Source organism: Promicromonospora sp. NPDC060204 (genome assembly GCF_042728455.1).
Classification (GTDB): Bacteria; Actinomycetota; Actinomycetes; order Actinomycetales; family Cellulomonadaceae; genus Promicromonospora.
The window spans coordinates 1-21,532 of the sequence record NZ_JBHWZO010000096.1 but is presented as its reverse complement, the minus strand read 5'-3'; the positions used below and the strand labels follow the sequence as shown (position 1 = coordinate 21,532).

At 72.9% G+C, this 21,532-nt stretch carries 19 protein-coding genes and 1 riboswitch; of the genes, 5 read left to right on the top strand and 14 right to left on the bottom strand.

Going from position 1 to position 21,532, the window contains the following annotated elements:
* Nucleotides 1-74 precede the first annotated feature (74 nt).
* From ACFWEJ_RS14150 to ACFWEJ_RS14130, 5 genes are all read right to left on the bottom strand, one after another.
* Complete coding sequence (locus ACFWEJ_RS14150; RefSeq protein ID WP_377229835.1) at nt 75-944, bottom strand: hypothetical protein; 870 nt, start codon at nt 942-944, stop codon at nt 75-77.
* A 191-nt stretch (nt 945-1,135) separates the two neighbouring features.
* On the bottom strand, nt 1,136-1,987 hold the full coding sequence (locus ACFWEJ_RS14145; protein ID WP_377229834.1) for a hypothetical protein: 852 nt from the start codon (nt 1,985-1,987) through the stop codon (nt 1,136-1,138).
* 191 nt (nt 1,988-2,178) lie between these two features.
* The gene (locus ACFWEJ_RS14140) at nt 2,179-3,036 is read right to left on the bottom strand and encodes a hypothetical protein (protein ID WP_377229833.1); all 858 of its coding nucleotides are present in this window, start codon (nt 3,034-3,036) and stop codon (nt 2,179-2,181) included.
* A 165-nt stretch (nt 3,037-3,201) separates the two neighbouring features.
* Nucleotides 3,202-3,420, bottom strand: a complete 219-nt coding sequence (locus ACFWEJ_RS14135; protein WP_020013596.1) for a hypothetical protein — start codon at nt 3,418-3,420, stop codon at nt 3,202-3,204.
* A gap of 17 nt (nt 3,421-3,437) precedes the next feature.
* A complete protein-coding gene (locus tag ACFWEJ_RS14130) occupies nt 3,438-7,013 on the bottom strand; it encodes a phosphodiester glycosidase family protein (protein WP_377229832.1) in 3,576 nt (1,191 codons plus the stop codon).
* A gap of 244 nt (nt 7,014-7,257) precedes the next feature.
* Here ACFWEJ_RS14130 and ACFWEJ_RS14125 point away from each other — a divergent pair, with 244 nt between their 5' ends.
* Entirely contained in the window at nt 7,258-8,079 is an 822-nt protein-coding gene (locus ACFWEJ_RS14125; protein WP_377229831.1) for a 2-phosphosulfolactate phosphatase, read from the top strand.
* Here ACFWEJ_RS14125 and ACFWEJ_RS14120 read toward each other — a convergent pair.
* The 6 genes from ACFWEJ_RS14120 to ACFWEJ_RS14095 form a co-directional block, all read right to left on the bottom strand.
* Entirely contained in the window at nt 8,076-8,501 is a 426-nt protein-coding gene (locus tag ACFWEJ_RS14120; protein WP_377229830.1) for a (deoxy)nucleoside triphosphate pyrophosphohydrolase, read from the bottom strand. The genes ACFWEJ_RS14125 and ACFWEJ_RS14120 overlap by 4 nt on opposite strands.
* 130 nt (nt 8,502-8,631) lie before the next feature.
* Nucleotides 8,632-8,856: a helix-turn-helix transcriptional regulator gene (locus tag ACFWEJ_RS14115; protein WP_285100614.1), complete on the bottom strand. Its 225-nt coding sequence runs from the start codon at nt 8,854-8,856 to the stop codon at nt 8,632-8,634.
* A 207-nt stretch (nt 8,857-9,063) separates the two neighbouring features.
* The gene (gcvH, locus tag ACFWEJ_RS14110) at nt 9,064-9,435 is read right to left on the bottom strand and encodes a glycine cleavage system protein GcvH (RefSeq protein ID WP_377229829.1); all 372 of its coding nucleotides are present in this window, start codon (nt 9,433-9,435) and stop codon (nt 9,064-9,066) included.
* A gap of 20 nt (nt 9,436-9,455) precedes the next feature.
* A complete protein-coding gene (gene gcvT / locus ACFWEJ_RS14105) occupies nt 9,456-10,625 on the bottom strand; it encodes a glycine cleavage system aminomethyltransferase GcvT (protein ID WP_377229828.1) in 1,170 nt (389 codons plus the stop codon).
* Between the two features lie 87 nt (nt 10,626-10,712).
* Nucleotides 10,713-13,781 carry an aminomethyl-transferring glycine dehydrogenase subunit GcvPB gene (gene gcvPB, locus ACFWEJ_RS14100; RefSeq protein ID WP_377229827.1) on the bottom strand — a complete coding sequence of 1,023 codons (3,069 nt, stop codon included), beginning with the start codon at nt 13,779-13,781 and terminating at the stop codon, nt 10,713-10,715.
* Between the two features lie 160 nt (nt 13,782-13,941).
* Nucleotides 13,942-14,060: riboswitch (glycine riboswitch) on the bottom strand.
* Between the two features lie 107 nt (nt 14,061-14,167).
* The gene (locus ACFWEJ_RS14095; RefSeq protein ID WP_285100610.1) at nt 14,168-15,073 is read right to left on the bottom strand and encodes a LysR family transcriptional regulator; all 906 of its coding nucleotides are present in this window, start codon (nt 15,071-15,073) and stop codon (nt 14,168-14,170) included.
* Between the two features lie 189 nt (nt 15,074-15,262).
* Here ACFWEJ_RS14095 and ACFWEJ_RS14090 point away from each other — a divergent pair, with 189 nt between their 5' ends.
* Both ACFWEJ_RS14090 and ACFWEJ_RS14085 read left to right on the top strand, forming a co-directional pair.
* Nucleotides 15,263-15,655, top strand: coding sequence for a hypothetical protein (locus ACFWEJ_RS14090; protein WP_377229826.1), 393 nt, complete (start codon nt 15,263-15,265; stop codon nt 15,653-15,655).
* A 101-nt stretch (nt 15,656-15,756) separates the two neighbouring features.
* Nucleotides 15,757-16,167: a VOC family protein gene (locus ACFWEJ_RS14085; protein WP_377229825.1), complete on the top strand. Its 411-nt coding sequence runs from the start codon at nt 15,757-15,759 to the stop codon at nt 16,165-16,167.
* Nucleotides 16,168-16,197: 30 nt separating this feature from the next.
* Here ACFWEJ_RS14085 and ACFWEJ_RS14080 read toward each other — a convergent pair whose 3' ends face one another.
* Nucleotides 16,198-17,070 carry an endonuclease/exonuclease/phosphatase family protein gene (locus tag ACFWEJ_RS14080; RefSeq protein WP_377229824.1) on the bottom strand — a complete coding sequence of 291 codons (873 nt, stop codon included), beginning with the start codon at nt 17,068-17,070 and terminating at the stop codon, nt 16,198-16,200.
* A gap of 158 nt (nt 17,071-17,228) precedes the next feature.
* On the opposite strand from ACFWEJ_RS14080, the gene ACFWEJ_RS14075 reads away from it, so the two are divergent.
* A complete protein-coding gene (locus tag ACFWEJ_RS14075; protein ID WP_377229823.1) occupies nt 17,229-19,250 on the top strand; it encodes a SigE family RNA polymerase sigma factor in 2,022 nt (673 codons plus the stop codon).
* Nucleotides 19,251-19,289: 39 nt separating this feature from the next.
* Here ACFWEJ_RS14075 and ACFWEJ_RS14070 read toward each other — a convergent pair whose 3' ends face one another.
* On the bottom strand, nt 19,290-19,976 hold the full coding sequence (locus ACFWEJ_RS14070) for a PAS and ANTAR domain-containing protein (RefSeq protein ID WP_377229822.1): 687 nt from the start codon (nt 19,974-19,976) through the stop codon (nt 19,290-19,292).
* Between the two features lie 140 nt (nt 19,977-20,116).
* Between ACFWEJ_RS14070 and ACFWEJ_RS14065 the strand changes: the two genes are divergently transcribed.
* Nucleotides 20,117-20,977, top strand: coding sequence for an SDR family oxidoreductase (locus tag ACFWEJ_RS14065; RefSeq protein WP_377229821.1), 861 nt, complete (start codon nt 20,117-20,119; stop codon nt 20,975-20,977).
* A gap of 28 nt (nt 20,978-21,005) precedes the next feature.
* On the opposite strand, the gene ACFWEJ_RS14060 is transcribed toward ACFWEJ_RS14065, so the two are convergent.
* The coding region (locus ACFWEJ_RS14060; protein ID WP_377229820.1) for a PEP-utilizing enzyme at nt 21,006-21,532 on the bottom strand (527 nt) is incomplete at its 5' end.

Genomic DNA, 21,532 nt, shown 5'->3' with positions numbered 1-21,532 from the left:
CAGCCTGCGGCTGCGGCCCTTCTCCTGGTGTGTTTCCGGGCCGACGACGAGGCTCACCGCCGGCCCGGTGAGGATCAGCAGCCGCACCCGCCAGGAACACCCTGCGCAATCCATCCCACGGAGTCGGCGAAGCGAGACGTCCCCGGGTAGGTGACCTTCCACCACCCCTTCCGGGACGTGACGACCGTCGAGATTCGAGCGTCGGACCCGATCCTCAGGTCCCGGACGAAGGTGGCGCGCTTGTCCCCGTACGGGCCGTCGGCGTCGAACGAGAGGATCGCGGCGCCCGAGCGGAGCCGCAGCCACGACATGGATCCGTCATCGGCGATCCGCATCACGCGCGTCGTCGCGTTGATCCGCGCGGGTCGGCCGTCGGTCGCCTGCGTCGAGATGGACCCCTCGGTCCAGGTCCTGCGCCGGAACTGCACCGTGTTGGCGTTGTTCACGTCGATGTGGTGCCGGACCCTGGTCCCGTCGGGCTTGCGCACCACCGTGAAGATCTCGACGCCCGCGCGGTAGGTGCCCGGTGCGATGGTCCCGGTGAAGTTGATGCTTCCCCGCGTCAGCATGCCGGTGCTGCTGGTGCGCTTCAGCTCGATGGTGCGCTTACGCACCGGCTGGCGGTCGATCTTCTGGAGCGTGACCTGAGCCTCGGCTCCGAGCAGGGTCCCGCCCGACGCCTTCAGCGCGACGGAGTACCTGAACTGGGCGGACGCGGGGTTGAGTTCCGGGTAGGAGACGCTGCCGTCGATGGTGGCGCCTCGGGCGAACATCGACGTGGTGACCGTGGTGCCCTGGCGCTTGTGGACGTCGACGACCGGCAGCGGCTTGGCCTGTACCGCCGGGGCGACGACCAGGCCGCCGGCGATGAGAGCCGTGGAAGCCGCCAGCGCGACCAGACCACGGCGGAGAAGAGAGCTGCGAGACGTGCTGTGCAGAGACATCGTGCCGTTCCCGTCTTTCGGAGGATGCCCGCCCCGAGCACGTCGCTCGCCGTCGGGCCTTGTACCCACAAGTACGGACAAGTCCCGGGAAACGTTGAGGATGAAGACGACGGAGGGCCGCGGCCCGCGGCCGCGACCCTCCCTCACACCTGCTCCCGGCCGACGGCGGGACCCGCCGCCGGCACCCGTGCTCAGCAACCGCAGAGCTCGGGGATCCAGCCGGTGCCGTCGGCGAAGCGGGAGTTGCCCACGTAGGTGACCTTCCAGTAGCCGTCGCGAGCCTTGACGACCGTCGAGATCCGCCCGTCGGACCCGATCTTCAGGTCCCGCACGAAGACGGCTCTCTTCTCGCCCCACGGGCCGTCCGGGTCGTACGAGAGGATCGCGGAGCCCGAGCGGATGCGGAGCCACGAGACCGAGCCGTCGTCGGCGACCCGGAGCACCTTCGCGGTCGCGTTGATCCGCGCGGGCCGGCCGTCGGTCGCATCGGTCGAGATGCCCGCGTGGACCATGGTGGCGCGGCGGAACTGCACCCGCTGCGCCTCGTTCACGTCGATCTGGTGCCGCACCCGGGTCCCGTCCGCCTTGCGGATCACGGTGAATACCTCGACACCCACGCGGTAGGTCCCGGGGTCGATGGTCCCCGTGAAGTTGATGGCGCCCCGCTTGATCATGGCGGTGCTGCTGGTGCGCTTCAGGACGATCGTGCGCTTGCGCACCGGCTGCCGGTCGATCTTCTGGAGCGTGACCTCGACCTCCGACCCCAGCATGGTGCCGCCGGAGGCCTTGAGGGCGACGGTGTACCCGAACCTGGCCGGGCGGACCTGCTCCGTCTCCGAGTTGCCCCAGATCGTGGAGCCCGAGGCGTACATCGACGTGGTGACCGTCGTGCCCTGGCGCTTGTGGACGTCGACCACCGGCAGCGACGCCGCCTGTGCCGCCGGGGCGACGACCAGGCCGCCGGCGAGGAGGGCCGTGGCGGAGGCCAGCGCGACCAGGCCGCGGCGGAAGAGAGAGGTACGAGACGTGCTGTGCAGAGACATCGTGGTGTTCCCGTCCTTCGGAGGATGCCCGCCCCGAGCACGTCGCTCGCCGTCGGGCCTTGTACCCACAAGTACGGAGAGCCGCCGGGAATCGTTGTGGATGAAGACGGCGGAGGGCCGCGGCCCGCGGCCGCGACCCTCCCTCGTCCCTGTCCCGGCCGGCGGCGGGATGTGCCGCCGGCTCGGTGCGGTCAGCAGCCGCAGCCGACGTCGCCCTGCCCGATCCACGCCACGGAGGAGGCGCGGCTCGAGGTCCCCTGGTAGGTGACCTTCCACCAGCCCTTGCGGGACTCGACGAGCGTCGAGATCCGGCCGTCGGCCCCGATCTTCAGGTCCCGCACGAAGACGGGCTTCTTCGGCTCGTTCGGACCGTCGGCGTCGAAGGAGAGGACGGCGGTGCCGAAGTGGTTCGGCCCCCACGCTAGAGTCCCGCGGTCGATGGTCAGCACGCGCGTGGTGGCGTTGATCCGTGCGGAACGGCCGTCCGTCGCCTGCGTGCTGATGGTCCCGGTGGTCCGGGTGTCACGGCGGAGCTGCACCGACTTGCCGTTGCTCACGTCGACGAGGTGCCGGACCCGGGTGCCGTCCGGCTTGCGCACCACCGTGAACACCTCGACGCCCACGCGGTAGGTCCCGGGGAGGATGACCGCCCCGTTGAAGTTCAGGGTTCCCCTGCTGAAGAAGCCGGTGGTGGTGCGGTTCATCTCGATGGTGCGCTTGCGCACCTGCCGGCTGTTGACCTTCTGGACCGTGACCTCGACCTCCGCGCCCAGCATGGTCCCGCCGGACGCCGCGAGGGAGACCGTGTAGCCCACCTTCGCGGGGTAGAGCTTCTGCTGCTCCACGTCGCCCGTGATGATCGAGCCCGACGCGAACATCGACGTGGTGACCGTCGTGCCCTGGGACTTGTGGACGTCGACCACCGGCAGCGCCGAGGACTGCGCCGCCGGGGCCACGACGAGGCCCCCGGCGAGCAGGGCCGCGGAGGTGGCCAGCGCCACCAGCCCGCGGCGGAGGAGCGGGGTGCGGGACGTGTTGTGCAGAGACATCGCGAGTTTCCTGTCCGTTCGACGGTGCCTGTCCCGCCGCGCACACCGCTCAGCGCCAGGCTCCACCCCCATCCACGGACGGGCGCACCAGAACGTTGTGGGTGAAGAAAACACGAGAGCGCCCGCCCGGTCGGAACCGGACGGGCGCTCTGCGTCTCGTGCTTGCTACCGCTCGGTGGCGCCGATCATCGGCAGGCCGAACGACAGCCCGACGGCGAGGATGCCGCCCACGAACAGGTACGGCGACGACGCCGCGTCACCGATCGAGCCGACGGCCATCAGCGCGAACCCGCCCAGGAACAGGGCGAAGCACACGATGAAGCGAACCACCAGCGCCGCCGTGGGCTCCTGCTTCTGCCTGCGTGCCACCTCGAAGTTGCTCATGGGGCAAATCTACCGCCCTACCGGCTCGTGCCGACGGTCAGCTCGCCGCGCGCCCCGTTGACCGTGACGGTCACCGTGGCCCGGCCCGCGCGCAGGGCCGTCAGCGCGTGCGTCGCGGGGTCGAGCGCGACCACCGCGTGGCGGGAGCAGTCCCGCAGGGCGGCGCGGCCCCGCTCGTCCGTCACGCACACGTCCGAACCGCCCCAGCGCGCCGAGACGGGCCAGGCCACGGGCACCTCCCGGGTCCCGTCCTGCACGACGACGGCGCTCACCACCGCGGTGCCGCCCACCTCGAGCGACTCCGGCCCGGAGACCGTCACCTGCTCGGCGCGGGTGTTGACCTCCCAGGCCAGCCAGGGGTCGGTGGACCGGCCGCCGCCCGACGGCCCCGACACCTTGCCCGACGCCGGGTGGACGCCCAGCATCGACCAGCCGGTGAAGCCGCCGTCGGCCGGGGTGCTCGCCGGGCCCTTCCCGGAGTTGCCGTTGACCAGGTACGGCACACCGTCCTGCGTGCTCGCGTGGAAGACGCCGACGTGGGAGCCCACCGAGGCGATCGACTTGCCGGACGTCTCCTCGAAGTCCTCGAACCACCCGCGCAGCGTGTCCGCCTCCAGGCGGTCGGTGAGCTGGCTGGCCTTGGTCGGCAGCGGGTCGTCGAGGGGGTGGTGCGCGAACACCAGCACGCCGGTGACGGCGCGGTCGGTCGCGGCGTCGTCGAGCGCCTCGCGCAGCATCTGCACCTGCGCGAAGTCCGTGCCGAGGCGGCCCGACGACGAGTCGAGCATGACGAGCCGCGTCGTGCCGCCCGTGCGCCCCGGCGTCGGGACGTCCAGCACGCGGGTCCGCTCGCCGAACTCCTCCTCGAAGTTGGCGATCGAGCCGCCCATCACCTCGTGGTTGCCGGGCAGGTAATACCAGGGGAAGTCGGCGTCGGCGAGCTCCTCGGTCAGCACGCGCCGGGCGAGGTCGAAGTCCTCGGGAGCGGCCTCGTCCACCAGGTCGCCGTTGATGACCAGCAGGTCCGGGTCGTCGGCGACGATCTCGCGGAGCGCGTCGCGGGCACCGGCCACGGCACCCGACTCCGGGTCGCGCGCCACGAACTGGGCGTCGGACAGGACGGCCACCCGCAGGGGCGCGTCGTCAGTGGCGCCGTCGGCGGCCACGACCGGGTCCTCGACGCGGGGCGCCTCGGGGGCGTCCACGGCGGGCGGCACCTGCGCGGCGATCGCCGACAGGGTCAGCGTGCCCGTGTACTGCTCGCCCGCCGTCGTCTCCAGCGCGCGCACGCGCTGCAGCTTGAGCGGGAACGCGACGCCGTCGGGCACCGGGAAGGTGACCTGCCGCCAGCCGGTCCAGGTGACCTCGGGGCCGTCGAGCTGCGTGACCACCCCGTCGCCCTGCCGCACCTGGAGCCGCAGCCAGGCGCCGTGGCCGTCGCCGTCCACCCACATCGTCACCGCGCGGGGCGCGCCGGGCAGCTCGCGCCCGCCCGCCGCGGCCTCGGGCAGCACCGCGTACTGGCCGCGCGTGGCCGTCGACCTCGTGAAGTCGTACGTCATCCGCAGGCCCGCGGCGCCGTCGTGGCCCGCCGCCGCGGCGAGCGAACCGCCCGGCGCCCGGTCGTTCGCCGAGGTCCAGGAGGCGGCGTCAGCGAAGTCGGCTACGACGTCCTCCTCCAGGCTGACCGTCACGGCCACCTCGGTGGTCAGGTACGTCCCGTCCAGGCCGGGCACGGACAGCTCGAACGTGGTGCCGCCCACCGCCGCGAGCGCGCGGACCTCGAAGGACCCGTCGGCCTGGGGGACGAGCTCCGCGACCGGTTCGCGGGTCGCGCGCACCCCGGCGAGCCGCGGCTCGCCCGGCTCGGTCGCCGTCACGGTGACGTCCCGCGCCTCGATCGGCGCCGAGAACCCCCGCGCGTCGTAGCCGGTCAGCACGAGCGGCGCGGTCGCGTCGGCGTCCTCCAGCCCGATCACCGGCGTGTCCACGCCCGTCCGGACGAGGTCGCCCAGCACCTCCACCTCGGTGGTGCCGGTGGCGAGGCCGAAACGAGTCAGCGACGCCGCGGTCACCGTGGTGCTGCCGGTCCGGCGGCCGGTGACCACGCCGTCCCGCACGGACGCGACCCGCCCGTCGCGGGCGCGCCAGGAGGACGGTTCGGTGGCGACGGGGCCCATCGTGTCGTCGTACCCCTTGCCGGTCAGGGTGCGGTGCAGGCCGGGGAAGACGCGGTCGGCGTCGTCCGCCGGGACCGTGGTGCGCACGTCGTAGGCCGCGACGCGGCCCGAGCCGGCGGGCACGTACAGGCCGAGGCCGTTCGCGTCGGACCGCTCGTAGCCGTCGGACGGGCTGTTCAGGATCGTGTTGGCGGCGTCGCCGGGCAGCCGGGCGACCATCTCGGACGAGCCGCCGCCGTCGAGGTTGATCGCGTCGTCGGCGCCGAGCTGGGCCATGAGCTCGCCCAGCTCGTAGAGGTTCATCCCGATGCTGTGGGTCTGGCGGCCGTCCACCACCACGAAGTACGCGCGCGTGCCGGCCGCGTCGAAGCCGACCGCGGTCCGCGGGTGCCGCAGCTCCACGTGGTCGCCGGTCGCGGAGGTGACCTCGCCGTCCTCCAGGAGCGGGTCCTCCGGCCCGCCGCCGATCGCGACGGCGACGTCGCCCGCGTCCGCGCGGACGCCGTAGGCCAGGTCCACGCGGTCGCCCGGCCGCAGCGCGGCCAGCGCGTCGGCCGCGGCACCGGGCCGGGCCACGACGGCGCGCGTGCCGTCCGGGAGCTGCCCGTCCCCGGGCCGCCCGACGGCGGTCACGGTGCCGTCGGCGTCGACCGTCACCTCGACCCCCTGCTCGCCGGCCGCCAGGGGGCGGGCGCGCGTGAAGTCGCCCCACCCGGCGTCGAACACGGCCACCCCGCCCTGGGGCAGGGCCGTGACGTTCAGGCCGCTGACCGGGAGCTCGGTGCGGGCGCCGGTGTCGCCGGCCGGAGCACTGCCCGACCCCGCGGCCCAGCTCACCGAACCCTCCAGGAAGATCTGGGCGAGCCGCCCCACGCCGTCCGACCCGAACGCGACCGACCGCTCCCGGCCGGGGGACGCGGACTTGACCAGCGTGCCGTCGTCGATGCTCGCGCCGAGCGCGGCGCCCGAGTTGTTGATGTCGAAGTAGTCGCCGTTGATCGCGGCGATCGCGCCACGCGAGGACGCCATCTCGGAGACCGGCGCGGTGTCGGCGACGTGCTCCGCGCCCACGTAGCCGACGCGCACGGTGCCCCGGGGCACCCGCCCGTCGGCACCCGTCGCGCCGAGGTCGGCGACGAGCACCTTGCCGCTGAGCCAGCCGTCCTCGCCCAGCCGCGCGAACCGCGTGAGCTCGAGCCCGGGCGCGATCCGCCGCTCCTCGCGGCGGGTGACGATGGCGTCACCGTCGTCGTCGAGCCGGAGCGGGGTGACTTCTCCGGAAGTTTCCGCGGATCCGCCGGGCGGCAGCGGAGCGCTCGCGAAGGGCGTCGGCGCGGTCAGCGCCGTGGCGGCGCGCGGCACGTCCTCCGGTGCGGGCAGCGGCGCCGCAAAGGCGCCGCTCGCGGGGGCCACGAGAAATGCGGTGGCAACTGTGCAGGTCAGCGCTTTGGTGAGTATTCCTCGCGGCTTTTCCGGCCGCGTGCCGGACATGACTCGTCGCATGCTCGTTCCTTCTGGGGAGTCGGGGGAGCGTTCTGCGGCAGGGTTGCGCGGCGAGGTTATGGCCCAACGACCAAAGTGTGAATATCACCCGAATCGCAACGTTGTTCACTGAACGCGAAACATGGGCGAGTTCGGGTGACACTACGATGCGTTCGTGGCAAACACGTCCCCGGCCTTCGACCAACGTCCTGCCCGTGTGCGCACGGACTGGGGCATCTCCGGTGCGCTCGCCCTCACCGCCACCGATGCGCGCTCGTCGCTCGTGGTCGTGGTGGACGTGCTCTCCTTCTCGACCACGGTCACCGTCGCCTGTGAGCAGGGCGCCGGCGTGTACCCGTTCCCGTACCACGATCCGGCCGGGGCGGCCCGGCTCGCGCGCACGATGCGCGCCGCCCTCGCCGGCCCGCGGTGGGAGGACGGCATCAGCATCTCGCCCGCGTCACTGCAGGACCTCGACGCCGAGCGCCTCGTGATCCCGTCCCCGAGCGCCGCGCAGATCTGCCACACCATCGCCAACCGCGGCGCCCTGATCGTCGCCGGCAGCCTGCGCAACGCGAAGGCCGTGGCCGGCCTCGCCGCAGCACACCTGGCCGCGTCCGAGCGGCACGACGTCGTGCTGGTCCCCGTGGGCGAACGCTGGCCCGACGACACGCTGCGCCCCGCGCTGGAGGACTACCTGGCCGTCGGCTCCATCGCCGCGCGGCTCACCGCGATGCTGCCCGACGTGAGCATCTCCCCCGAGACCGAGGCCACGGTCACGCTGTGGAAGGGCACCCGGGACATCGTCGACTCCGTGGGCGGCACGGCGAGCGGCCGCGAGCTGCTCGACTCCGGGTTCGCCGACGACGTCATGATCGCCACCGAGGTCGACGCCACCGACGTGGTGCCGGTGCTGATGGACGGCGCGTTCGTGCCGCTGGGACACCGCGTCGCCGCGGCCCGCAGCCGCCGGAACGTGGGCGCGAGCGCCCGCTAGTCCCGTGTGAGCCGGCCCGCGAGGGCCGTCACGATCCGGACGTCGCCGTCGAGCCAGGGCACGTCGTCCAGCTCGGCCGCCGTGAGCCAGCGCAGCTCGTCGTGGTCCTGGAGCGGCTCGGGCGTGCCGTCCGACGGCAGCACGAACCACACCCGCATGCGGTGCCGTTCCGTGATCGGCCAGGCGCCGTCGTCGGGCCCGGGCACCTCGGCGCCGACGTCGACCCGCACGCCGAGCTCCTCGACGAGCTCGCGGCGCAGCGCCTCGACGTGCGTCTCGCCGGGTTCCACCTTGCCGCCGGGGAGCTCCCAGCGGCCGGCGAGCGCCGGCGGCGCCGAGCGCCGGGCGGCGAGCAGCCGGGTGGGCCGGGCCAGGTCGTCCACGATCGCGGCGGCGACCACGTCGATGAGGGTCTGCTGCATGCCGAGCAGTCTCCCACCCGGCCCGTCCGGCCGGTCCGGGTCCGGCCGGAGCGACGAGCCATCACGTCCGGACACAGCACGACGACGGCGCCTCTGGGGAATGGCGCCGTCGTCGGGTAACTGCTGCGTGTCAGGCGACGATGTCGAACTCGTTCGCCTTGGCGATCGCCTCCGCGCGTGAGGACACGCCGAGCTTGCGGTACACACTGCGTACCTGCGTCTTCACCGTGTTGCGGGTGACGTAGAGCCGTCGAGCGATCTGCTCGAGTGTGGCGTCCTCGGTGAGGTTCGCCAGGATCACCCGCTCACGACGAGTGAGGCTGGGGAGACGGTGGTCAAGGGTCATCGCGGTCATGGTCGTTTTCCTCCACACAGCGGCCGGTTCTGGGGTTCCGGCCTACGGTTGCTGCTATGAGAAGGACTCAGCGGCCGCAACTTCATGACGCGGTTCTGAAAGAACTTCTTGACTGTTACCTTTCCGAGATCAAAACCGCCCCCCGAGCGCACGAAAGTGCATCTCAGGGGGCGGTTTCGCCCACGGCCCCGACAGACCTGGGGCCGGTCAGGCCCCGGTGTGCTCCGCGTACTGCGCCGCGGTGAGGAGCTCGCCCGCGCCGGACACCTCGACCTTGAAGAGCCAGCCCTTGCCGTACGGGTCCTGGTTGACGATCTCCGGGTTGTCCACGGCCTCGGTGTTCACCTCGGTCACGGTGCCGCTCACCGGGGAGTAGAGCTCGGACACCGACTTGGTGGACTCGATCTCGCCCACCACGGAACCCGCCTCGATGGTGGCGCCCACCTCGGGCAGCTCCAGGTAGACCACGTCGCCGAGCGCCTCGGCCGCGACGTCGGTCACGCCGATGACGGCGGGGGTGGACTGGTCCAGCCACTCGTGCTCGGTGGTGTACTTCAGGTTCTCGGGGAAGTCAGCCATGACAGCTCCTTGCGTGTAGGTCAGTTCTGAGGACGACGGTAGAACGGCATGGGCACCACCACGAACGGTTCGGCCCGTCCGCGCACGTCGACGGCGAGCTCGGTGCCCTCGGCCGACACCTCGGGCGTCACGTAGGCCATCGCGATCGGGTAGCCGAGCGTGGGCGACGGCGCCCCGGACGTCACGCGCCCGACGACGGCCCCCACCTCGGTGCCGACGCCGCGCTGCACCACGTCGTAGTCCGCCCGCGCGGGGCGACGCCCCTCGCCGCGCAGCCCGACGAGCACCCGAGCGGGCGCCGACTCCTTGCGCGCGGCCAGGGCGTCCCGGCCGACGAACGGGATCGGCGTGCCGTCCTCGGTCGCCTTGTCGAGCCGCACCACGCGGCCCATCCCGGCCTCGAAGGGCGTGGTCGTCGTGTCGAGCTCGTGGCCGTAGAGCGGCATGCCGGCCTCGAGGCGCAGCGAGTCGCGGGCCGAGAGTCCGGCCGGGACCAGCCCGAGGGGCTCGCCCGCGGCGAGCAGCGCGCGCCAGAGCGCGACGGCCCGGTCGGCGGAGACCCAGAGCTCGAACCCGTCCTCGCCGGTGTAGCCGGTGCGGCCCACGAGCAGCGGCTCGCCCTGGAACCGCATGCCCATGCACGCGTAGTACTTGAGGTCGGCGAACGCGGTGCCGCCCGAGATCTCGGCGTCCTCCACGAGGCCCTCGGTGGCGAGCATGATCTCGACCGCCCGCGGACCCTGCACCGCGATCAGCGCCTGACCCGGCTGGACGTCCTTGAGCACCACGTCGAACCCGGCGGTGCGCTCCTGCAGCTTGCCGAGCACCAGCTCGGCGTTCGCGGCGTTCGCGATGACGGAGTACGCGCCGGGGGCGTCGTGGTAGACGATCAGGTCGTCCAGCACGCTGCCGTCCTCGGCGCAGATCATCGAATAGCGCGCGCCCATCTCGCGGACCTTCGAGATGTAGCCGACGAGGGCGTGGTCGAGGAACGCCGCGGCGTCTGGCCCCGTCACGTTGATGTTGCCCATGTGCGACAGGTCGAACAGGCCGGCGGCGTCGCGCACGGCCCGGTGCTCGGCCAGGTCGGACGTGTAGCGCAGCGGCATCAGCCAGCCGCCGAACGGCGTCATCGAGGCGCCGAGCGCCACGTGCTCGTCGTACAGCGGAGTCCTACGGTCCTCACCCATCGGTCATTCCTCTCGTCGGCGTCGTGTCGGATGTACGGGTCACCCGGGTGACCTGCACGTCTGACAGCTCCGGCTCGGTCTGGCAGGTCACTCGGCGAAGGCCTCGACCGGCGGGCACGAGCACACCAGGTTGCGGTCGCCCTTGGCGCCGTCGATGCGGCGCACCGGCGGCCAGTACTTGTTCCCGCGGAGCGAGGCGACGGGGAACGCGGCCAGCTCGCGCGGGTACGCCTTGGTCCACTCGTCCGTCATGACCGACGCCGCGGTGTGCGGCGCGCCGCGCAGCGGCGACTCCTCGGCGGTCCAGCGGCCCGCCGCCACGGCGTCGATCTCGCCGCGGATGGCGATCATCGCGTCGACGAACCGGTCGAGCTCGGCGAGGTCCTCCGACTCCGTGGGCTCCACCATGAGCGTGCCCGGCACGGGGAACGCCAGCGTGGGAGCGTGGAAGCCGTAGTCCATGAGCCGCTTGGAGACGTCCTCCGCGGTCACGCCGGTCTCGGCGGTGATCTTGCGCAGGTCGAGGATGCACTCGTGCGCCACCAGGCCGTTCGGGCCCGTGTACAGCACGGGGAAGTGCGGGTCGAGCCGGCTCGCCACGTAGTTCGCGGTGAGGACGGCGGCCTTGGTCGCCTCGGTCAGCCCGTCCGGCCCCATGAGCGCCACGTAGGCGTACGAGATCGGCAGGATGCCCGCGGAGCCGTAGCGCGTCGAGGCCACGGGGATGCCCGCCGCCCCGGCCTCGCCCTGCCCGAGACCCGGCGTCGGGTCGCCCGGGAGGAAGGGCACGAGGTGCTCGGCCACCGCGACCGGGCCGACGCCGGGGCCGCCGCCGCCGTGCGGGATGCAGAACGTCTTGTGCAGGTTCAGGTGCGAGACGTCGCCGCCGAACTCGCCCGGCCGCGCCAGGCCGACCAGCGCGTTCAGGTTGGCGCCGTCGATGTACACCTGGCCGCCGGCCTCGTGCACCAGGTCGCAGACCTCGCGCACGTGCTCCTCGTACACACCGTGCGTGGACGGGTAGGTGATCATGATCCCGGCCACCTGCGGGCCGTGCTGGTCGAGCTTGGCGCGCAGGTCGTCGAGCAGGATCTCGCCGTCGTCCGCCGTGGACACCACCACGACCCGCAGGCCCGCGAGCGCCGCCGAGGCCGCGTTGGTGCCGTGCGCGGACGCCGGGATGAGCACGATGTCGCGGTGCTCCTCGCCGCGCGACGCGTGGTAGCCCTTGATCGCGAGCAGGCCGGCGAACTCGCCCTGGCTGCCCGCGTTGGGCTGCACGGAGACGGCGGCGTAGCCGGTGATCTCGGCGAGCTGGCTCTCCAGCGCGGTGACGAGCTCGGTGTAGCCCTGCGTCTGGTCGACCGGGGCGTACGGGTGGATGTCCGCGAAACCGGGCCACGAGATGGCCTCCATCTCGGCGGTCGCGTTGAGCTTCATGGTGCAGGAGCCCAGCGGGATCATGGTGCGGTCCAGCGCGAGGTCCTTGTCGGAGAGCTTGCGCAGGTAGCGGAGCATGCTGGTCTCGGAGCGGTGGCTGTGGAAGATCGGGTGCTGGAGGAAGTCGGTGGTTCGCTTCAGTCCGGCGGGGAGGCTCGCTTCCGCGGAGAAGTCAGCGAACGCTCGCGCGGGAGCGTTCACGGGCGCCAGGGCGCCCTCCACTTCGGGAAGGGATACTCCCGCGCGAGCATTCGCCGACTTCTCCGCTCCCTGCACCGTGTTGGCCTCTGCGGTGGGGGTCGGCTCCAGGCCCAGGGTGGTGAGGACGGAGGTGGTTACTGCCGCGACGTCCTGAGCCGTTGTGGTCTCGTCCGTGCTGATCTGGACGTGGTTCGCGTCCGGGACGTAGAGGTTGTAGCCGGCGTCGGCTGCTGCTCGGGCGATCTCCTGGGCCTGGCCCGGGGTGTTCAGGCGGATGGTGTCGAAGAAGGTGGTGTGCTCGATCTCGACGCCCGCGGTGCTCAGGGCTGCTGCCAGGTCTGCCGCGTGGGTGTGGACGCGGGTGGCGATCGCCTTGAGGCCCTCCGGGCCGTGGTAGACCGCGTACATGCTGGCCACGATGGCCAGCAGGGCCTGGGCGGTGCAGATGTTGCTCGTGGCCTTCTCGCGGCGGATGTGCTGCTCGCGGGTGGCCAGGGCGAGGCGGTAGCCCGAGGCGCCGTCGACGTCGATGGAGACGCCGACCAGGCGGCCGGGGAGCTGGCGCTCCAGGCCCTTCTTCACCGCCATGTAGGCGGCGTGCGGGCCGCCGTAGAACAGCGGGACGCCGAAGCGCTGCGCGGAGCCCACCGAGATGTCGGCGCCGAGCTCGCCCGGGCTGGCCAGGAGCGTCAGGGCGAGCAGGTCGGTGGCGACGGTGACGAGCGCGCCGGCGGCCTTGGCCTCGGCGATCACGCCGCGGGCGCCGAGCACGCGACCGGAGGCACCGGCCTGCTGCAGCACGAGACCCACGAGCTGGCCGGCCGGGAGCTCGGCGGGGAGGCCCGCCTGCAGGCCGTTCGAGAGGTCCGCGACGACGACCGGGAGGCCGATCGCCTCGGCGCGGCCCCGGGCCACTGCGAGCGACTGCCCGAACAGGTCGGCGTCCAGGACGACGTAGCCCTCCTTGGCCCGCGAGGCGCGCCACATCAGGGCGACGGCCTCGGCGACGGCGCTGGCCTCGTCGAGCAGGGAGGCGTTCGCGATCTCGAGGCCCGTGAGGTCCTCGACCGCGGTCTGGAAGTTGAGGAGCGCCTCGAGCCGGCCCTGGCTGATCTCCGGCTGGTACGGCGTGTAGGCCGTGTACCAGGCGGGCGACTCGAGCACGTTGCGGCGGATGACGGCGGGCGTGTGCGTGCCGTAGAAGCCCTGCCCGATCATCTGGGTCTTGACCTGGTTCTTGCCCGCGAGCTCGCGGAGGTGCGCGAGCACCTCCGCCTCGGTGCGGGCGGCCGGCAGGTTCAGCGGCGCCTGGCTGCGGATCGCCTTGGGGACGGCCCGGTCGACGAGGGTGTCCATCGTGTCGATGCCGAGCTGGTCCAGCATGGTGCGGACCTCGCGGCCGCGCGGGCCGAGATGCCGGTCGGCAAAGACGTCGGGGTTGTGGGGCGTGCTCACGGCGGGCTCCTGGCTGTCCGAGGGCGTGGGGACGACTGCGGTCCCTCCCCGCTCTGTCATCGGACCCGTGCCCGCTCGCGGGCATGCGTCGACCTGAGAGTTTTGCCGGTCCGTCATGTTCCCTCCCGGACAGCGGGGAGGAGGGCGGGACGCGCCGGCTTGCACCGTCGGTGGAGCCGGCGCACCGGTTGCCCGGTGGCGGCTCGCTTTCCAGAGTTGCCTCGCCGCGGCGGTACGGGGGCCTGAGAGATTCCCGGGGAGGAAATTGCTCCTTCGGCGCCGGGTCGCGCGGCGTCTGGACGACGACGGCGCGGGGCCGGACTCTCCCGCCGCGGTTCTGGCGGCACGGTCCTGGTCGAGCTGATCGAGATCGAGCCGATCGAGCCAGGGCCGTTGAAGATGTTCAGTTATGCGGACATCGTAGCGGCGCAGTCGGGCTACCGGCGCTACCCCAGGTCGATCTCCCGGGCCGCCACGACCATCTCGTCCACGACGGCCCGGACGATCGGGCCCGGCTCGTGCCGGTTCTGCCGGTGCCGCACCACGAGCCGCCGCGAGCCGAGCCCGGCGAGCGCCACCACGGCGACGCCGTCGGGCACCTCCTGCTGGAGGGCCAGGGCCGGCAGCATCGCGACGCCCTGGCCGGCGGCGACCAGGGAGATCGCGGTGTCGAAGTCGTTGTAGGCGTGGCGCGTCTCGAACGTCGTGCCGAGCTGCGCGGCGAGCCGGCTCGCGGCGCGCTCGGCCGCCGAGCCGGCCTGCGGGCCCACCCACGTGAGGGTCGCGAGGTCGTCCAGCCGCTCGGGCTCGGGCAGGCTGGTGGGGACCACGATGCGCCACGGCTCGTCGAGCAGCGGCACGTCGTGCGCACCGCGCGGGGCCGGGGCGTCGACGGCGACGTCGCGCTCCAGCACCACCGCGTCCAGGTCGCCGGCGCGCAGCCGGCGCACGGAGTCGGTCGGGTCGTGCTCCTGGACGTCGACCTCGATGTGCGGGTGCCGTTCCGCGAGCGAGACGAGCATCGGCGCGACGACGGTACGGATCGCCGTCTGGATGGACCCGACGGAGATCCGGCCCGTGAGCTCGCCCTCCAGGGCGGCCACGGCCTGCCGCGCCTGGACGAGCTCCGCCTCGATGCGTTCGGCCGCGTCGGCGAGCACCCGGCCGGCAGGCGTCAGCGTCACGCCGCGGGGCCCCCGGTCCAGCACGTCGATACCCTCTTCCGCCTCCAGCCTGGCGATCTGCTGGGACACGGCGGACGGCGTGACGTGCAGGAGGTCGGCCGCCGCCAGCACCCCGCCGGCACGATGCACGGCAAGGAGGAAAGCGAGTCTTCGCGGGTCAGTGGCCATGTAGCGATGCTACATCCCGGAGTCACAAACATTCGATTGTGCTGAAGCCGGATCTGGCTCATGATTGACCCTGGCAGCGGCTGGACCCAGCACCTCCCGGACCGTCGGCCACCCTTCCCCCATGGATACCGGTTCTCGGTCTCCGCCACATCCTCGAATCGTTTCGAGCAGGTTCCCCAGGAGTTCCTCATGTCCCTCATGCTGGTCGTCACCGTCCTCGGCTGGGTTGGCGCCATCGCCGGCCTCGTGGCCTATGCCATGGTCAGCCGCGGGCGCTGGAGCGCCGATTCCCTCGCGTTCCAGGGGACCAACATGCTGGCCGCCATGACCTTGCTCAGCGTGGCCGCCGCCAACGGCATCTGGCCGTCCGCCGCGTCGAACATGGCCGCCCTCCTGATCGGTGTGAACGCGGTGTTCACCGTGGTGCGCGGCAAGAAGCGCGCCGCGAAGCAGGCGGCCGCGCTGCGCGTCGTCGAGGACGCCGTCGACACGGTGCCGGACCACGTTCCGGACCACCTCGCCGACCACGCGCCGGCACAGCGGTCCGCGGTCAGCTACCGCGCGTTCGCCGAGGCCGCCTGACGGGCTGACCCCCGTCACCGCTCCGCGGGATCCGGTGTCTCCCCCCGGATCCCGCGGAGCGCTGCCGTTGCAGGGCGTGCGGGATGTGGTGCGCTGGGACCATGAGACCGCGCATCCAGCAGGTGGTGCTCGACACCACGAACGCCCGTGCCCTCGCCGAGTTCTACCGCGAGCTGTTCGGGCTCACCTACCGCGCCGGCGACGAGGCCCCGCCGGAGGGCGACCCGGACCCGAACGGCCACGACTGGCTGGTCCTGCACAACGACGACGGCGCCCACCTCGCGTTCCAGCAGGTGTACGACCTGCCGCGCTCGACCTGGCCGGAGTCCGGCATCCCCCAGCAGCTCCACCTCGACACGACGGTGCCGGACGTCGACGCCCTCGCCGAGGCACGCGACCGCGCCCTCGCGCTCGGCGCGACGCTGCTCTACGACCGGTCGGACGATCCCGAGGAGCCTCTCTACGTCTTCGGCGACCCGATGGGCCACCCCTTCTGCGTCTTCGTGGGCTGACGGGCTCGGCCCGACGCCGGACGCGCGGCGCTACGCCGTCGGACGGGTGAACGTCACGTCCACGACCAGCGCGCGGTGGTCCGAGACCCCGGTGTCCACGGCCCGGCCCTCCACGGAGCCGATGCGCCCGCCCGGGATGTCGCCGTCCGGCCCCGGGGCCACGCCCTCGTCGAGGAGGACGTGGTCGATCTGGAACCGCGGGTCGTGCCGGGGGAACGTGTCGCCCGTCGCGAGGGGACGCCAGCCGGTGCGGTCGGCGGGCACCGATCCCCGCAGGTTGAAGTCGCCCAGCAGGATCAGGGGGCGCCGCAGCCCGACGAGCCGACGGCGCAGGTAGTCCACCTGACGTTCCGCGTGCCGTTCGCCCGGGGTGCCCCGGCGGTAGCCGGCGACGCTCCGCGCCATCCCGCCCGCCCAGCTCACGGCGGAGAACCGGTACACGCTCAGGTGCGTGCACACCACGGTGACCGGGCCCGACGGCGCGTCGACCCGGGCCGCGAGCGCCACCCGCGGCTCGTCGGTGCCGAGCTGTACGCGGCCCCACACCCAGGGCGTCGCGGGCGGCAGCAGCAGGGTGTGCCAGCTCAGGACGGGGAACCGGGACAGCAGCGCGATGCCGTAGCCGGGCGCGCCGGGCCGTTCCGCCCGGCGGGCGCGACGTCGGATGCCGGGGTAGCGGAACGGGCCGGCGAGCGCGGGCCGGAACCGGTGGTCGGCGGCGCCCATCGCGGCCGCGCAGAGTGCCGCCTGGTCCGCTCCCCCGGAGCGCGCCTGCCCCTGGTCGACCTCCTGGAGCCCCACGACGTCGGCGTCGAGCGCGGCGACGGCCCGGGCGAGGCGGTCGTTGTCAACGCGACCGTCCAGGCCGAGGCCGTGCTGGACGTTGAACGTGGCGATGCGCACGTGTCGATCCTGTCCTCGGCGTGCGGCGGGCGCCACCCCGGCTCGCGGGTGCCACCCCGGCTCGAGAGTGCCGGGACCGGACCTTTCTGCGGCGACCGTGCAACCTTTGACCCAGGTCCGCCGTAGTGGGTGGCATGACGCAGGAGAGCGGGACGACCGTGAGCAACCTTCGGACGGGCGAGCCATCGGGCGACGACCGGGCCGGCGACGTGCAGGTCTCGGTCGTGCGCTCCCGCGACGCGGAGTTCACCGAGTTCGTCCGGGACTGCGGGCCGTACCTCTACCGGACCGCGTACCTGCTGTGCGGGGACCCGCACCACGCGGAGGAGCTGGTCCAGTCGACGTTCGAGCGGGTCTACCGCACCTGGGCCAAGGTCAGGCCGGGCACGCAGCGCGCCTACGCGCGCCAGATCCTGGTCAACCTGCGCATCGACGGCTGGCGGCACACCCGCCGCGAGTCGTTCCCGGGCGACGACAAGATCCCCGTCACGCCGACCTCGGACCATGCGGGGCACGTGGTGCTGCGCGACGAGCTGGTCCGCGGGCTGGCGCAGCTGCCGGTCAGCCAGCGGCGGGTCGTGGTGCTGCGGCACCTGCTGGACCTGCCCGAGGCGGAGGTCGCCCGGGAGCTCGGGATCGCCGTCGGCACGGTCAAGGCGGCCAACTCGCGCGGCCTGGCCCGGCTGCGGGACCTGCTCGTGGCGCAGACCGAGACGATCGAGCCGGCGGCCTTCGACGAGCAGACCGTGCTCGACCGGAGCCGGGCGGCGCTGCGCCGGCGCCGGGCCCGGCAGGCGGTCGGGGCCGCGTGCGTGGTCCTCCTGCTGGTGCTCGGGGTCGTGACGCGTGGGCCGGTGCCGTTGCCCGTCGTGGGCCCGGTGGTGCTGCCGGGCGGGGACCTGATCGCGCGCCTGTTCGACGACGGCCGGGTCGAGCGCACCGACGGGTTCACGCCGGAGCCGGGACCGGACCTGGCGGGCAGCACGCCCCTCGCCTGCCCCGAGGAGCTCCCCGGTCCGACGCCGGCCCGGGCACCGAAGGCCGGCGAGGATGTCGGCATGGTGTTCGAGCCCGTCGTGGTCGACGCCGCCGACGCCCGCCCCCTGAGCTGCTACGACGTCGACGTCGAGGCAGTCATGCCCGGCTCCCTCGACGAGGCGGGTCTGTCGGTCGCCGCCAACGGGGAACCGCTGCCCGATCCCAACGGGCTCTCCGGCTCCGGCGAGATCTGGAACTTCGACACCGCGGACCTCTACGACGACGACGAGGAGACCGACGACGCGTCCATCGGGGCGAGCACCTGGGCGGGCGACGGCTCGGGGACTTCGATCAGCCTGACGCGATACCAGGGCTGGAGGGCGTTCCCGACCGGCCTCGCCTCCGCCGGAGACCGGGTGATCTGGGGCGAGATCGCAGCTGCGGACGCGTCGCCGCGCATGAGCTTTCTCCGCGCGCACGTCCCCGACACGACCTGGACCGTGAGCACCGTCGAGGAGAGCCTGTGGCTGCTCGCCATGACCCAGCGGCACGCCCTGTGGACAACCGGGGCCACGTACGACGACACCCGGTTGTTCGCCGCGTCGCTCGACGACCGGGGCACTCCGAGGGAGCTCGCGGCCGGGGTCACCGCGCTCGCCGCGGACAACGACGAGGCGGTCGCCGCCGTCCTGACCCCTGGCTCCAGAGGGACCAGCACGACGTCGATCAGCCTGTTCCACGACCAGGGCGGCGGGGTGCTCACAGGCGACCTGCTCATGGAGTTCGAGCGCGACTCGTCGACAGCGGTCACCGACATCGCCGTCTCGGACGACGTCATCGCGTGGACGGTCGAGCCGACCGGCGCCGGGTCCGGCCCGGGCAGCCTCTACGTGATCGACCGGGTCGGCGCCGACGACAGCGTCGTGCGGCTCCCCGCCGGCGCCGTCGACCACCTCCGCGCGGCTGGCAGCCTGGTCACGTGGACGAGCACCGACACCGCGGCCGAGAACCCGACGGACGTCTCCTACCTGTACCGCGCGACGGCGTCGACCTCCGGGTACGACGGCCCGGACCTCGCCCGGTTCCCGGGCGGGTCCGTGACGGGGAGCGTGTCCGGCGACCGGACCGCGTGGCTCGAGGACGCGGGTGCGCGCCAGTGGCTCGTCGAGGCCGCCGTCAACCCGACGCTCGACCGCGGCTGACGGACAGCCCTGTCCGGCCGCGGTCCGACGCGGACCGTGTCAGAGGTCGCCGGGAGCGATCGGGGCGGCCAGGAACGCGTCGATCGCCTCGCGGGTGGGAAACACCGTCACGCCCGGGCCGGAGAACAGGTGCACCAACGTCAGGGCGATGTCCCGCACGGCGATGTTCGCCGCGTTCGACGCCTCGCGGAGCAGGTCGAAGGCCGCGTCCTCGTCGGCGCCGTAGACCACCATCAGCACGCCCTTGGCCTGCTCGATCACCGCGCGGCGCTCCGCCGACGCCCGGATCGAGGCGGTCGCGTCGCGGGCCGCCGCCTCCCGCTGCGAGTCGGTGACGTCGATGAAGTACCCGAACAGCTCGGTCACCCGGTCGGTCTCCGGATCGCGCCGGCCCTGTCCGGTCACCGCGAGGATCCGGGTCTCGCCCGAGGCGTCGAGGATCCGGTGCACCGAGCTGAAGGGCTGGCCGGTCTCGGCCGCCTCCCGCAGCACGCCGTCCACCCGGGCGCGGTCGTCGGGGTGCTTGTGGGACAGCATCAGCGGCGTCGTCGGCACGATCTGACCCGGCTCGAAGCCGTGCATCTCGTACACCTCGTCGGACCATTCCCACTCGCCCGTGGCCAGGTCCAGCCGGTACCGGCCGACCGGGGACGTCTTGCCGCCGGCGAGCACTTGCTCGACGCCGTCCACGATCGTGGGCTCGCCGGGCGTCGGTGCAGAGTTCACGAAACTCCTTGCAGGGTGATGTTCCGGGCCTGGTGGGACCGAGAGTACGGGATGTGCGGCTGAACGAGGCACGGGCTAGCGTGAACGGAGGTCGAGGAAGATCGTGTCGGCCGAGACGTCGCAGGACGATGGAGGACGGCATGAGCCAGCACCAGGCGTTCCCAACGCAGCAGCAGAACCCGCCGGGCGCCACCGACCAGATGGTCCCCACCCCCGATCACGGCGAGACCAGCTACGTCGGCAGCGAGAAGCTCCTGGGCCGGAAGGCCCTGGTGACCGGCGGCGACTCGGGCATCGGCCGCGCGGTGGCGATCGCGTTCGCCCGCGAGGGCGCCGACGTCGCCCTGTCCTACCTCCCCGAGGAGGAGCACGACGCGCGGGCGACGGCGGAGTGGGTGCGCGGGGAGGGCCGCCAGTGCGCCCTGCTCCCGGGTGACCTGCGGGACGAGCCCACGGCGCGCGGTGTCGCGCACCGGGCGGCGGGCGAGCTGGGCGGCATCGACGTGCTGGTGAACAACGCCGGGTATCAGATGGCGCGCCGGAAATCGGTCGCGGACGTGACGACCGAGGAGCTCGACCGCGTGCTCAAGACCAACCTGTACGCCCTGTTCTGGGTGACGCAGGCGGCGCTCGGGCACATGGGCGAGGGCGGCTCGATCATCAACAACTCGTCGATCCAGGCCTACCAGCCGTCCACGTCGCTGCTCGACTACGCGGCCACCAAGGCCGCGATCAACAACATCACGGTGAACCTGGCCGCCGAGCTGGGCCCGCGCGGCATCCGCGTGAACGCCGTGGCGCCCGGGCCGATCTGGACGCCGCTGCAGCCGGCCACCCAGCCCGAGGAGAAGATCGAGTCGTTCGGCACGGACACCCCGCTGGGGCGGGCGGGGCAGCCCGCCGAGGTCGCGCCGGCGTTCGTCTTCCTGGCGTCGCCGACCACGGCGTCGTACGTGTCCGGGACGGTGCTCGGCGTGACGGGCGGCAAGCCCGTGTTCTAGGAGCGGCCAGCTCCGGGAGCGGTCCGCTCTAGGAGCAGGCTGCCGGCGTGAGCACCTCGACCGTGCCGTGCTCGCCGTCCACCCGCACCAGGTCGCCCGTGCGCAGCCGCATCGTCGCGTTGCCGCACCCGACCACCGCCGGGATGCCCAGCTCGCGGGCGACGATCGCGGCGTGCGAGAGGGGCGCGCCGACGTCGGTCACCACGGCGGCCGCGCGCGGGAAGAGCGGCGTCCAGCCGACGTTGGTCACCGTGGTGACCAGCACCTCGCCCGGCAGCAGCGCCTCGCCGTCCTCCACCGAGCGCACCACCCGGGCGACGCCCTCGGTCACGCCCGACGCCCCGGGAAAGCCCCGGACCTGGTCGGAGCGCGCCGCCTCGCGGCCGTGCTCGTCGTAGACGTCCGACCGCCGGTCGGGGTCGGCGGCCCACCGCACCGGGTCGAACCGGCCGCGGATCACGGCCGGGTACGCCGGCAGGCTGCGGTACAGGTCGTAGGTGGCGCGGCGCACGGGGACGACGTCGCGCCCGCTCTCCCCGACGCGCGAACCCGCGC

Excerpts from the sequence above, each read along its gene's own strand:
- gcvPB (WP_377229827.1), bottom strand. The coding sequence starts at position 13,781 with ATGACAGAGCGGGGAGGGACCGCAGTCGTCCCCACGCCCTCGGACAGC.
- ACFWEJ_RS14145 (WP_377229834.1), bottom strand. The coding sequence starts at position 1,987 with ATGTCTCTGCACAGCACGTCTCGTACCTCTCTCTTCCGCCGCGGCCTG.
- ACFWEJ_RS14135 (WP_020013596.1), bottom strand. The coding sequence starts at position 3,420 with ATGAGCAACTTCGAGGTGGCACGCAGGCAGAAGCAGGAGCCCACGGCG.
- gcvT (WP_377229828.1), bottom strand. The coding sequence starts at position 10,625 with ATGGGTGAGGACCGTAGGACTCCGCTGTACGACGAGCACGTGGCGCTC.
- ACFWEJ_RS14065 (WP_377229821.1), top strand. The coding sequence starts at position 20,117 with ATGAGCCAGCACCAGGCGTTCCCAACGCAGCAGCAGAACCCGCCGGGC.
- gcvH (WP_377229829.1), bottom strand. The coding sequence starts at position 9,435 with ATGGCTGACTTCCCCGAGAACCTGAAGTACACCACCGAGCACGAGTGG.
- ACFWEJ_RS14120 (WP_377229830.1), bottom strand. The coding sequence starts at position 8,501 with ATGCAGCAGACCCTCATCGACGTGGTCGCCGCCGCGATCGTGGACGAC.
- ACFWEJ_RS14150 (WP_377229835.1), bottom strand. The coding sequence starts at position 944 with ATGTCTCTGCACAGCACGTCTCGCAGCTCTCTTCTCCGCCGTGGTCTG.
- ACFWEJ_RS14090 (WP_377229826.1), top strand. The coding sequence starts at position 15,263 with ATGTCCCTCATGCTGGTCGTCACCGTCCTCGGCTGGGTTGGCGCCATC.
- ACFWEJ_RS14095 (WP_285100610.1), bottom strand. The coding sequence starts at position 15,073 with ATGGCCACTGACCCGCGAAGACTCGCTTTCCTCCTTGCCGTGCATCGT.
- ACFWEJ_RS14140 (WP_377229833.1), bottom strand. The coding sequence starts at position 3,036 with ATGTCTCTGCACAACACGTCCCGCACCCCGCTCCTCCGCCGCGGGCTG.
- ACFWEJ_RS14085 (WP_377229825.1), top strand. The coding sequence starts at position 15,757 with ATGAGACCGCGCATCCAGCAGGTGGTGCTCGACACCACGAACGCCCGT.
- ACFWEJ_RS14115 (WP_285100614.1), bottom strand. The coding sequence starts at position 8,856 with ATGACCGCGATGACCCTTGACCACCGTCTCCCCAGCCTCACTCGTCGT.